7 protein-coding genes are annotated in these 13,234 nt (G+C 50.3%); all 7 read left to right on the top strand.

Features of this window, described 5'->3' with window-relative positions; translation table 11 throughout:
• The first annotated feature begins 234 nt into the window (after window positions 1–234).
• The 7 genes from bglX to NBH06_RS11220 are packed head-to-tail and all read left to right on the top strand — an operon-like array spanning window position 235 to window position 13,011.
• Entirely contained in the window at window positions 235–2,481 is a 2,247-nt protein-coding gene (gene bglX / locus NBH06_RS11190) for a beta-glucosidase BglX (protein WP_250794371.1), read from the top strand.
• A gap of 9 nt (window positions 2,482–2,490) precedes the next feature.
• Complete coding sequence (locus NBH06_RS11195; protein ID WP_200755386.1) at window positions 2,491–3,813, top strand: trehalase family glycosidase; 1,323 nt, start codon at window positions 2,491–2,493, stop codon at window positions 3,811–3,813.
• A gap of 55 nt (window positions 3,814–3,868) precedes the next feature.
• Window positions 3,869–5,545: a hypothetical protein gene (locus NBH06_RS11200; protein ID WP_055096200.1), complete on the top strand. Its 1,677-nt coding sequence runs from the start codon at window positions 3,869–3,871 to the stop codon at window positions 5,543–5,545.
• Window positions 5,546–5,548: 3 nt separating this feature from the next.
• On the top strand, window positions 5,549–8,347 hold the full coding sequence (locus tag NBH06_RS11205) for an alpha-L-rhamnosidase-related protein (protein WP_250794373.1): 2,799 nt from the start codon (window positions 5,549–5,551) through the stop codon (window positions 8,345–8,347).
• Between the two features lie 10 nt (window positions 8,348–8,357).
• On the top strand, window positions 8,358–9,923 hold the full coding sequence (locus NBH06_RS11210; protein ID WP_021930395.1) for a beta-N-acetylhexosaminidase: 1,566 nt from the start codon (window positions 8,358–8,360) through the stop codon (window positions 9,921–9,923).
• The gene (locus NBH06_RS11215) at window positions 9,920–11,833 is read left to right on the top strand and encodes a hypothetical protein (protein WP_250794375.1); all 1,914 of its coding nucleotides are present in this window, start codon (window positions 9,920–9,922) and stop codon (window positions 11,831–11,833) included. The genes NBH06_RS11210 and NBH06_RS11215 overlap by 4 nt, the downstream gene beginning before the upstream one ends.
• 17 nt (window positions 11,834–11,850) lie before the next feature.
• Entirely contained in the window at window positions 11,851–13,011 is a 1,161-nt protein-coding gene (locus NBH06_RS11220; protein WP_250794377.1) for an esterase, read from the top strand.
• The last annotated feature ends 223 nt before the right edge of the window (window positions 13,012–13,234 follow it).

Here is a 13,234-nt window from a genome sequence, read left to right on the forward strand (position 1 = left end):
TGGATAAATTGCAAAATGTACCACCCTTGTATAGACAAATTCGCCATTCGATTCTGAAACAAATATTCAAATAAATGAGACATATAGATGGCAGCCCATTGTTTCGATGCAACTACTTTTGTCGGACCATGTAACCATAAAGCCCGGGGACAACACCATAATCCCCCGGCACCCGGCAGAAGCCATTATTTGAAAATAAAGCGAAAACAAGTCTGTAATAAATTTTTTATTGGAATGAAACGAATACATACTATCCTTATTATCCTGTTATTGGCAGTGACGTACGGGGAGGCAAAAAAATCCTCGGACGACAGGCAGATGGATGACTTTATCACATCATTGATGAAGAAGATGACGCTGGAAGAAAAAATCGGGCAGTTGAATTTGGGAGGAGTCGGCAGCCCCAAAGTGGTCGGCAGTGCCATAGGACTCGACGAAGCCATAAGAAAAGGGCTTGTCAGTTCGGTCGGAGGGTTCGATGCCAAAGCAGCCGAAGACGCCCAAAAATTTGCCGTAGAAAATTCGCGCATGAAGATACCTTTGATTACAGGGCTCGATGTCGTTCACGGATATTATACGATTTTCCCCATACCCTTGGCCAGTGCATGCAGCTGGAACATGCCCCTCTTGGAAGAGAGCGCACGGGTCGCAGCCGACGAAGCATCCGCATTCGGTATCAACTGGACATTCGCGCCTATGGTCGACATCTGCCGCGACCCGAGATGGGGGCGTATTGCCGAAGGTGCAGGAGAAGACCCCTGCCTCGGCTCCCGCATAGGCCGGGCAATGGTCAGGGGATTTCAGGGTGACGACCTCTCCAAACCCAATACCCTCCTGGCATGTGTAAAGCACTTTGCCTTGTACGGAGCATCCGAAGCCGGACGCGACTATAATACCGTGAGCATGGATCCCGTAACCATGTACAACTACTATCTGCCGCCCTACAAGGCAGCCTTCGATGAGGGAGCGGGTAGTGGGATGACCTCTTTCAACGTCGTGAACGGAGTACCGGCCACAGGAAACAAGTGGCTCCTGACCGACTTGCTGCGTGACCAATGGAAATTCAAAGGATTCATGGTATCCGATGCCAATTCGCTGGCCGAAATGTCAGAACACGGAATGGGCGGCGCTCAACGAATCACCGAGCTGGCGATGAACGCCGGGCTCGATATGGACATGAGTTCCAGCCTGTATGTACTCTGTCTCAAAAAAGCGGTAGAAGAAAAACGGGTCCCCCTCAGCCGGATAGATGCCGCCTGCCGCAGAGTGCTCGAAGCCAAATACAAATTAGGACTGTTTGAAGACCCTTTCAGGTATCTGAAAAACAAGCAACGGCAATCACAAGTACTATCACCTCAAAACCGCGATGTCGCGCGTAGGCTTGCTGCCGAGTCTATTGTCCTGCTCAAGAATTCCGAGCAGCTCCTGCCGATTACCCCTCCCCGTAAAATAGCCGTTGTAGGGCCTATGGGCAATGTACGTGACGAGTTGCTCGGTACATGGTCATACGGCTACTCTAAAGACAAGATGCATTCGGCATACGAAGCGCTCCGCGAAGCCCTGGCCGGGAAATGCGAAGTCTCCTACTCGCAAGGAGCCAATTATATCGAAGACTATTGTATATATAATGGAAAATTTTCCATACCCACCGACTCGCTCATACGCAGAGCCATTGCTGAGACAAGCGATGCCGACCTTATAATCGCAACCGTAGGAGAGCCTGCCTCTTGGAGTGGAGAAGCCAAAAGCCGGGTAAATCCCTCCCTGCCTGACTGCCAGAAAAAGATGCTTCGCGAACTCAAGAAAACAGGAAAACCCGTCGTTGTCGTCATATTCAGCGGCCGGCCTTTGATTCTTACAGAGGAAGATGCCGAGTTTTCCACCCTTGTAGAAGCCTGGCACGGCGGTACTATGGCCGGTGAAGCTCTGTGTGACATATTATTGGGAAAAGTATGTCCCTCAGGAAAGATTACAGCCACATTTCCCCGCCACATAGGGCAGATACCCATATATTACAACCACCTCAGGACGGGACGTCCGTATTCCGGCTTCTGGGCGACGACAAAATATGTCGATTGCGTCAATGAACCCCTTTATCCGTTCGGTTACGGGTTGAGTTATAACCGGTACACGTATGGAAAACCTGTTTTGGACAAGAAAAAGGCCAAGGGAGATGACGATGTCGTAACACTGAGCATCGACATTACCAATACCGGAAAATATACCGGAAAAGAAGTCGTGCAACTCTATATCGGAGACCCCGAAGCATCTGTTTCGAGACCCGTTATAGAATTGAAAGACTTTCAGAAAGTCGATTTTGCACCGGGAGAGACCAAGACAGTAACTTTCCGCATTACGACCGGGCAGCTCAAGTTCTATAATCAGGATTTGAAATACGATTGGGAAGCCGGGAAGTTCAACATCTCGGTAGGCCCCAATTCCCGTGAGCTACAGAAACTCACGATGACATGGGACAAATAAGATAACAATATGACATACCGGTTTACCGATACGAAAATGAAAAAGACGATAACCATATTGGCGATGGCTTGGGCTGCCTTCAGCCGGGCACAAATTCCCGACGAGGCAAAAAATCTGAAAGCGTATATCGACAGAGACATGCCCAAGACCGTACGTGTATGCACGGCCGATACAGTAGGCAACTTCGCCTTGCCCTATCCGTTCAGTGTGCCCTGCATCGTAAACGGCTTTCAAAATATGTTCTATTGGGACACATATTTCACCAATGTCGGGCTCTTGCTCGACGGGAATACAGGACAAGCAAAAAACAACATAGATAACATACTGGCGATGATTGAGCGGTTCGGATACATGCCCAATGCCACTTGCGAGGGGATGCTCAACAGGTCGCAGCCCCCGTATGCAAGTATGATGGTAAGAGAGGTATACGAAGCGACCCGGGACAAAGCCTGGCTTGCCCGGGCATGCAAGGCTCTCGAAAAAGAATACGGCTTCTGGATGACCCGGCGCATGACCCCCAGCGGGCTCAACCGGTATTCCAACAATGCCGACAAAGCATCATTGATGGCATTCTACAACTACATTGTCGGAAGGCTCGGGCTGAATCCCGCTCACTATACCGATGATGAGGAGCGATGTGCCGTAGCCTCCCATTTTCTTGCAGAAGCAGAGTCGGGCTGGGACTTCAACCCCCGGTTCGATTCCAGATGCGAAGACCACAATCCCGTAGACCTCAATGCCAACCTATACGCCTATGAGCGCAACTTCGCGTATTTCTATAAAGAACTCGGGCTCCGGGGAGCAAAAAATTGGGAAAAGCTTGCAGCCCGGCGCAAGGCCTTGCTCGACGAGATGTGCCTTGACCCCCGGGACGGGCTGTATTATGATTACGACTATGTCAACCGGCGCCGTTCCCCTGTACTTTCGGCTGCCGTGTTCAGTACACTGTTTGCAAAATTGGCGGGCAAGAAACAAGCCCGCGCCATATATCGCAACCTCTCCCGGCTGGAGTGTGCCAATGGAGTCGCAGCCTGTGAAAAAGGAGACCGCCGGAGAGTATACCAGTGGGACTATCCCAACGGGTGGGCGGCACTCAACTATCTCGCGATAAAAGGACTCGACAGTTACGGTTACAGGAAAGCCGCCCGCAGGATAGCCGGAAAGTACGTGCACAGTATGGCCGATATCTACAAGCGCACCGGCAACCTCTGGGAAAAGTACAATGCCGTCAGCGGAAGTACCGATGTGAAAGACGAATATGCCATGCCCGGAGCCTTCATGGGGTGGACTGCCGGAGTCTACATATTCGCATTCGATTATTACTATAAATGACCGTTCTCCACCCCTTGTTACAGTAAATCACACATAAAACATTAATATTTCAACTATGGTAAAATCATTGAAAAGACTATGTATCCTCGCCCTCTCCCTTTCTGTTTGCACCGCAGGAATCCGAGCAGGAGAGCAGGAGAGCACGTCAGCTCCCAGAATAGTCAACGTAATCAATTTTATACGGCAGACCGAACCCCGTATCGACGCCATTACCGACGAAGTGCTCTACCGCACCGTTGTCGAGCAGGTAAAGCTCCTCAATCGGTACGGTATCAAAGGCACATATTTGTTGCAATACGATGCGCTTATATCGCCCTCATATCAGGAACTGCTGAAAAAAGAAACCCTGCCGGGAACAGAAATAGGAGGCTGGTGGGAAATCACACAGCCGCATGTGGAAGCCGCCGGGCTCAAGTGGCGCGGACGGTATCCGTGGGACTGGCATGCCGATGTAGGCTTTGCCACCGGATATACCCCCGAAGAACGCGAAAAACTCGTAGATGTGTATATGGCGAAATTCAAGGAAATATTCGGAAAATATCCCTCAGCCATAGGCTCATGGTTTATAGACGCCCATACACTGGCATATATGTACGACAAATACCATATCGAGGCTTCCTGCAATTGTAGAGACCAGATAGGAACCGACGGATACACCCTCTGGGGAGGATACTGGCAGGGAGGATATTACCCCAGCCGCAAAAACGCATATATGCCGGCACAGACCCGGAAAGGGCAGATTCCCGTACCCGTATTCCGTATGCTGGGAAGCGACCCCATATACCAGTACGATTTGGGAATCGGCGGCAACTATCAAGGAGTAGTTACCTTGGAGCCGGTATATGGCAGTGCCGGAGGGTCGGAAACTTGGGTAAAATGGTTTTTCGACTCCATGTTCAAAGACCCCGGTATGGGATTGTCGTACGTCCAGGCAGGACAAGAAAATTCCTTCACTTGGGGAGCCATGAAAAAAGGCCTGGAGATACAGATACCCCTCCTCGCACGCCTTCGGGACGATAATACGATACGCATCCAGACCCTCTCCGAGACAGGACGATGGTACAAAGACAACTATTCTACCACTGCACCCTCGGCAATCAGTGCACTGACCGACTATAAAAACACCGGGAAAAAGACCGTATGGTACAACAGCAAATACTACCGGGCCAATCTCTTTTGGGAAGGCAATACATTCCGGTTCAGGGACATACACCTCTTCGATGAAAGATTTGCTTCCGACTATATCGACAAGCCCGGTACGACATCTACTTGCCTGTACACCACTTTGCCCTTTGTCGACGGGAATATCTGGAGCTCCGACAAGAAGTTGGCAGGCCTCCGGCTTTTCTGTGCCCGTCAAGACGGTACGATGATTGAAGCGACAGGCCGGGAACCCGAAATAGCACACAAGGGAAAGCGTCTTTACGTAAGATGGCCGCTGGAAATACCCGGAGCAACTTTTGTCATGACCTTTGACGAAGACAAAGTCCGTATGCAAATCGAATCGGCCGGCAACACCCGCATGGAATGGTACATGGAACTCTCCGTCGTGCCGGGTACCGCATTGCCTTTTACACGAATAGATGACAAGCGTATCGATGCCCGGGAAAAAACATTCGATTATAAAATAACCTGTAAGAAAGGAACATTCGCAGACTGCAAAGACTCCTCGGGACGAATATTTAGAATAAAACCCGAAAACAAAGAAATATCCATATCCTTTAAAAATTGAGCAATGGCAGGAACATTAGAAAAATTACGGGCCGGATGCCGGCCGGACAGACGTGCCCTCTTCTCTCTGGGGGCGATGCTGTTTGTTTTTGGCAATATGGCATGGGGGAAAATAAGCCCCGGTAACCTGAGATGCGAATATATGGAAAATCCCGCAGTGGTAGACACCCGTGCCCCGCGCCTCTCTTGGATAAACCATGCATCTTCCGGGCAGGAGAGAGGACGCTCGCAACAGGCGTACCGCATAGTCGTGTCCACCTCGAAAGAAAAATTGCAAAAAGGAGACTACGACGCGTGGGACAGCGGCCGGCAAAACTCCTCCGTGTCGCGGCTGGTGCACTATGCAGGAGCCCCCTTGAAGTCGGCGGGAGACTACTGGTGGCGCGTTATGGTCTGGGACGATAAAGACCGGGCTTCAGACTGGAGCGAGCCCGCTTATTGGGGCATGGGGCTGTTGGAACCCGCCGACTGGAAAGCCCGGTGGATAGGAGTGCCCTGGCAGGGAGAAGCCCCCCGGAGAGTACTCAGCCCGGTAAAGTACGAGCAGCGACAATACCCGGCACCGCTGTTTCGCAAGACATTCCGGGCCAAAGGAAAAATAACCTCTGCAAAAGCCTTCGTCACCGGGCTGGGCTACTTTGAGCTGTATATCAACGGAGAGAAAGTAGGAGACGACTATTTAGTCCCCAACTTTACCAATTACACCGTACGCGAAGACATAAAGCACTATGGCATATCCATCGACAACAAATTTCGCGGTTACAGGGTCATGTATCTGGCTTATGACATCACGCACATGCTCCGTCGCGGTGACAACGTAGCCGGGGCGATATTGGGCAACGGATTCTACGATTGCACCACCGGTTGGGTATGCTCCTTCGGGTCGCCCCGCCTGCTCTGCCAGATAGAAATCACATACGCCGACAATACCAAAGAAATGATATGCACCGACGAAACCTGGAAAGTAAAAGAGTCTCCGATTGTAGCCGATGACGTCTTCGCAGGAGAAGTCTACGATGCCAATAAAGAAACTGACGGTTGGTGCACGACGAGCTGCGACGATGCAGACTGGAGCCGGGCCGTTTATCGGAATGCCCCTGTCGGCACACTCACGGCAAACACCGCACCTACCGATAAAATCACCGAAGTGCTGGAGCCCGTATCCTTGAAAAAGCTGGACAACGGTACCTACGAAGTAGACTTTGGCAAAGAAATTTCAGGTTGGATACGGTTCAAGGACATAAAAGGGAACAAAGGCGATACACTCGATGTCAAGTACATCTGCGAGTCTCCCCTCGGAGTATACCGGTACATATTCAAGGGCACAGGCAAGGAGAGCTATGCACCCCGTTTTACATGGTACGTCTTCCGCAAAGCCGTCATATCGGGAGTACATGACCTGTCCGAAAAAAATATGACGGCAGAAGCTGTCAATACCGATGTTCCCATTGATGCAGAGTTCAGGACTTCGAACCCGCTGTTCAACAAGATAAACCAAATCTGGCGGCAAAGCCAGCTCGACAATATGCACGGGGGCATAGCCAGCGACTGTCCCCACCGAGAGAGAGCACCTTATACAGGCGATGCGCAAGTCGTGTGCACTACGGTAATGCACAACTTCGACGCTGCCGCTTTTTATCAGAAATGGATACGAGACATGAGAGATGCCCAGAATATAGAGACCGGCTATGTCCCCAACGGAGCCCCCTGGCAACCCGGTTGCGGAGGAGGAGTTCCCTGGGGCGCAGCCATGAATATCATGCCCTGGGAATTCTATCTGCACTATGGAGACAAGAAGATATTGGAAGACAACTATTTCGCCATGAAAGAGCAAATACGCTACATGCTGACATGGCTTACTCCCGACAGTACCATGCTCGCACAACGTGCCAATCTGAATGCGACCCAACCCAATTATTGGCTCAATCTGGGCGATTGGGCACCCGCATTCGACATACCCTCTGTCGAGCTCGTGCACACGTTCTATCTCTGGCGTTGTGCCGATTTTACCGCAAAAGCCGCCCGGGTGATGGGGTTGCAGGACGATGCCCGTTACTATTCGGTATTGGCCGGCAATGTAAAAAAAGCCTTCAACAAGAAATTTTACAATCCCGAAACCCGCTCTTATGGAGATTTTGGCAGCAATATATTCGCATTGGTATTAGGTGTCCCTGACGACCGTTACGACGATGTCGTGGCGACCTTGAAACACGAGATTTCGGTCAAGTACGACAACCATCTCAATACCGGGATATTCGGTACACAATTCTTTTTCGAGACACTGGCGCTGAACGGGCTCAACGACATCGCCTATAACGCCATGAATCAGGAAGATTTTCCCAGTTTCGGGAACTGGATAAAACAAGGAGCTACCGTCACCTGGGAAAAATGGAACGGAGCCGATTCCCGCAACCATCCGATGTTCGGAGGAGGACTCACTTGGTTTTACAGAATTCTTGCAGGAGTCAATGTCGATGCCGAAAGACCCGCATACGAACATATCATCATAAAGCCCATCTTGGACAAGCGGCTGCCCGAAGTCTATTACTCGCACATGACACCTTACGGCGAAGTCGTGTCCGAAATCAGGCAGACAGGCCGCAATCTGGAAATGAACGTGACCGTTCCCGTAGGGAGTACAGCCACCATATACATACCCGTAGGAGGCAATACCTCGGAAGTGACAGAAAGCGGGATATCGGTACGCGACTCGAAAGACGTCCGGTTCGAAAGGATACAAGACGGGAACTGTATCGTGCGTGTGCCGCAAGGAAAATATAAATTCAAAGTAGACAACCAATAAACTCTTTCCTATGAAAAATAGAATCGTCACGATTATCGGGCTGTTTGCCCTGTTGAGTACGGCATCTGCCGCCGGCCCGAAAGCCGATTTTAATGTAATACCCGTGCCGCGTACCATCTGTGCCGGTACGTCGGCCCCCTTTGTTCTGGATAGCAATACCAAAATATACTACGAAGAAGGGCAGAAGCGCAATGCCGCCTTTCTGCAACAATACATTACCGACATCACAGGCATTGTTCCCGAGCTGACCGATAGACCTCGGAAACGCGGGACGATAAGCCTCCGCGTCAAAGATACCTCTTCCGATGCCGAAGGGTACACCTTGACTGTCGACAAGAAAAACATACACATCGTCGGCAATTCTCCCGCAGGTGTATTCTATGCCATACAGACATTGCGCAAGGCACTCCCTGCAGGGCAGGCCTCCGAAGTGGAAATACCCTCATGTATCGTAGAAGATTCGCCCCGCTTCGCATACAGGGGAGTACATCTCGATGTAGTCAGGCACTTTTTCCCTGTCGATTCGGTAAAGCGCTATATCGACATCATTGCGCTTCACAATGTAAACCGTTTCCACTGGCATCTCACCGACGACCAGGGCTGGAGAGTAGAGATAAAGTCTCGGCCCCGGCTCACCTCCGTAGGAGCATACCGTAAACAGACGGCAGGCGACGGCACGCCTCACGGCGGGTTTTATACACAAGACGAGATACGCGACATCATCAGATATGCACAAGAGCGGTATATAACCATTATTCCCGAGATAGACATTCCCGGACACTCTGCAGCGGCATTGGCGTCATATCCCGAGATAGGATGCACCGGTGGCCCTTATGAAGTATGCGAAGTATGGGGAGGGCCGGCAGATGTACTATGCGCCGGAAAAGACGAGACCATGCAGTTTCTGCAAGATGTCTTTACCGAGATAGCCGGGCTCTTCCCCTCGCAGTACATACACATCGGGGGAGACGAATGCCCCAAACAACGTTGGAAAGAGTGCCGGGCGTGTCAGGCAAAAATAAAAGAACTCGGCATAGTCCCGGACAAAAAACACTCGGCAGAGCAGAAACTGCAAAGCTATGTCATGGTCTCGGTCGAGAAATTTCTGGCGGCAAAAGGACGTAAAGTCATCGGTTGGGATGAAATACTCGAAGGAGGCTTGGGCCCTGACGCCACAGTGCACTCCTGGAGAGGCATGGGCGGGGCCGTCGAAGCCGTCAAGCAAGGGCACGACGCCATACTTTCCCCCACGTCCCACTGTTACTTTGACTACGACCAGGAAAAAGTGACGCAGATAGACAAAGTGTACTCTCTGAATCCGGTGCCCGAAGGATTCGATTCCGAAAAGATGACACACATTTTAGGCGTCCAGGCAAACGTCTGGACCGAGTATATGCCCACTTTCGGCAGAGTGCAGTACATGCTGCTGCCACGATTGGCCGCACTCTCTGAAGTACAATGGTCCCAACCCGGCCGGATGGACTATTCGGCCTTCCTGCAACGTCTCCGTCATTTGGCACAGATATATGACAAGTACGGATACAATTACGCCAAAGTAATAGACATATTCAAATGAAATCCGAAACACATCTTTACATTTTAGCTCTGGTATTCATGTCCTTCTTATGGCCGGTATGGGCAACCGCATCCGAATTTAAGATGTTGCTACGGCTCTGGCCGCATCACCATACCGACGATTCGTTGAAAAATGAGCTGTTGGCAGCGCTGGAAGATTATCCCGGACTTTGGGATGAAGCCTGGTTTTTCATGGAATATAATACGCTTTTATCTGAGAAACATAACTGTTCGGCTCGGAAAATGGGGGAAGCTGCCCGGCAGCTGAGAGCCATAGGAATAAAGCCGTCTGTGCAGGGACTTACGATAGGACATGGAGACGGCTTTGAATTCAATACCGAGGAGTCCATTCCCGATAAATGGACAACGATAGTAAACAATGCCGGGCAGGCAACCCGAATGTGCAGTTGTCCCCGGCAGGCACAGTTCCTCGAATACGTAGAGCATACCTTTGCCCAATACGCATTACAATGCAAGCCGTCGGTAGTATGGCTCGACGACGATTTGAGAATTACGGAGCATTGGCCTGCAAAAATGCTGTGTTTTTGCAATACTTGCATATCCCTCTTCAATCAAAAATACGGATACAGTTACGAGGCTGCATCTCTCCTTGTTGCCATGAACGGCAATGCAGACAACGGTATTTTGCGCAGTCGATGGATAGAATTCTCCCAAGAAAGCCTGGCTCAAGTAGCCCGTTCTGTTGCCCGTGGCGTACATGCCGTATCACCGGAGACAATTGTCGGCTTGCAGCATCCCAATTTTCATCGCGAGTTGCTCGAAGGATACGATTGGACCCCCGTTTTTGAAGCCATTAAAGACGAGACGGGTAAGGCCCCGGCATCCCGTCCGGGCAGCGGTTTTTACGATGATCATGAACCCAGAGGCATGATACGAAAAGCATTCGACATGGCGCGGCAGATACGGCGGTTGCCCGCGTATGTAACGCAGATTGCAGCCGAAATCGAAGGCCATCCGCACAGACATACCGGAAAATCCCCTGACGGTCTGTGTACTGAGTCATTGCTATACCTCTCCATGGGGGCGACACAACTGTCATATGCCATTATATGCAGTGCATTGGAACCCATGAGCTGGTATGCCGGTAACTATTTTGGCCCTCTGTCCGCTTGCCGGTCCTTTTATGAAGAATACGTAGAGTTCAATCGAGGCACTCAGCCGGGAGGTTTGAATCCCTATATCAGCCCCGATTTCGTATTGCGTCCGCATTATCCCGGAGAACCCGCCTTCGGATGGTTTACCACCGGAGCCAATGATGTGATTTCAGAGTTGGCAACCTTAGGAATACCATTCAGTCCCGACGGAGATTACAGCTCTGCACTCTTTATGGATGCCGAGGCCGTTAAGGGATTGGGACAGAAAGAAGGGGAATCGTTGTTTCGGGAAAGAGGCATACTCATCGACCGGGCAGCTTGGAATATAGCGTGCAGCCGTGGATTTGATAAGAGACTTGACCCTTGTGGCAAATCGGTAGAAGCCGTAGAGACCCGATATTATACTTCGACGGACGGAGCGCGGGTAGCAGTAGTACCCTTCTTCAGCCTTGCGGTAAATAATGCCTCGAGGATTGCCCTGATACAGGCTGCCGACTGGGTATCGGAGCATCGGTTGCCCGTAATGACTGAGACAGCAGCACAAGTAGTGGTCGTGCCTCGGGTCGATTCCGGTTATCGCCTGCGTTCCGTTACGGTACTCAACAGCAGCATATCCCGGTATACAGGGATAAAACTGAGATTACGAGGATGCGCCTCGAAAAGCAGATACATCTGGAAACGACCCGGACATAAAAATATCCGGCTGAAAGCCGTAGCTGACGGTAGCGATGTTATAGTCACTCTGCCTGCGATGGACGGTTGGAAAATAGGTTACATAAGCATATCTCACCATTGAATTATAGAAAAGACAGTATGATAAAAAATCTTTTATTGACAATGCTTTTGACAGTCGGCATCACCGCTTCAGCCCAAGAAGCATTGGATAGCAGGCACACGATTGTCTCTCCCGAAATACATGACGATAACCGGGTTACTTTTCGGCTGAAGACCCCGGACCATGTTGCATCGGTGAGAGTAGGTAGTGATTGCTTTTCTTCAGGAGGTGCCGATTTGAAGAAAAATGCGGAAGGAATCTGGGAATATACGACCCCGGAGCCTTTGCCTTCAGAGTTGTACAGCTATTTCTATGTAGTAGATGGCATGATGATGTTAGACCCCTCTAACGTGTATATAGTCCGGGATGTATCCACGACGATGAATATCTTTATCATAGGTGGAGGCATTGGAGACCTTTATAAAGTCAATGCCGTGCCTCACGGGACGGTCTCGCGGGTATGGTACGACAGTCCGTCGTTGCAGATGAAGAGACGTCTCTCCGTCTATACACCCGCCGGATATGACCCCGGTTCGAAACGGAAATATCCGGTACTTTATCTGTTGCACGGTATGGGAGGGGACGAAGAGGCATGGTTGACCCTCGGGCGTGTGGCGCAGATAATGGACAACCTCATAGCGGCTCGCAAGGCACACCCCATGATTGTAGTAATGCCCAATGGCAATGTAGCGCAGGAAGCAGCTCCCGGAGAGTCTGCACTCGGGCTTGTCCCTCCGACGCCCTATCTGCCGAAGACGATGGAAGGGACATTCGAAAGCACATTCCCCGATATCGTGCAGTACGTCGATACGCATTATCGCACATCCCGTAAAAAGTCGCATCGTGCCATTTGCGGATTGTCGATGGGTGGGTTCCATGCCAAATTTATATCGGCACGATACCCCGACATGTTCGATTATATCGGATTGTTTTCGGCAGCCGTTGCACCCGGAGAAAAAGTACATAGTGAAGTCTACGAGAATATGGAACTCAAATTGAAAAAACAGTTCGATACCTCCCCCGAATTATATTGGATATCCATCGGTAAAGATGATTTCCTGTACAGTGCAAACCTCGATTACAGGAAATACCTTTCTCTCAACAACTATCCTTATACTTGGTTCGAGACAGAAGGCGGTCATTCTTGGAGAAATTGGCGTCACTATATTTCCCGGTTTGTTCAGGAAGTATTTAAATGACTGTAGACAAACCGGGAATTTCCGGTATGAGCAGGTGCGCCAAGACCATTTTGTTGCATCTGTATCGATAATACGGAAATGTATACGTAAAGACAAAACTAGCTCTTATATACTGATTATTAATATGTTGTGTATATAATGCAAAAAAGTCTCACATGCATAAAAGAGACAAATATGCAAATCAATTAGACAAAAATCGATAGTACTTATATGAATCGATGCA

It is taken from the genome of Barnesiella sp. B2-R-119, assembly GCF_023656675.1.
GTDB lineage: Bacteria > Bacteroidota > Bacteroidia > Bacteroidales > Barnesiellaceae > Barnesiella > Barnesiella intestinihominis.

What these genes read in the sequence shown, in the direction of transcription:
- bglX (WP_250794371.1), top strand. Translation starts at nt 235, where the DNA reads ATGAAACGAATACATACTATCCTTATTATCCTGTTATTGGCAGTGACG.
- NBH06_RS11195 (WP_200755386.1), top strand. Translation starts at nt 2,491, where the DNA reads ATGACATACCGGTTTACCGATACGAAAATGAAAAAGACGATAACCATA.
- NBH06_RS11200 (WP_055096200.1), top strand. Translation starts at nt 3,869, where the DNA reads ATGGTAAAATCATTGAAAAGACTATGTATCCTCGCCCTCTCCCTTTCT.
- NBH06_RS11205 (WP_250794373.1), top strand. Translation starts at nt 5,549, where the DNA reads ATGGCAGGAACATTAGAAAAATTACGGGCCGGATGCCGGCCGGACAGA.
- NBH06_RS11210 (WP_021930395.1), top strand. Translation starts at nt 8,358, where the DNA reads ATGAAAAATAGAATCGTCACGATTATCGGGCTGTTTGCCCTGTTGAGT.
- NBH06_RS11215 (WP_250794375.1), top strand. Translation starts at nt 9,920, where the DNA reads ATGAAATCCGAAACACATCTTTACATTTTAGCTCTGGTATTCATGTCC.
- NBH06_RS11220 (WP_250794377.1), top strand. Translation starts at nt 11,851, where the DNA reads ATGATAAAAAATCTTTTATTGACAATGCTTTTGACAGTCGGCATCACC.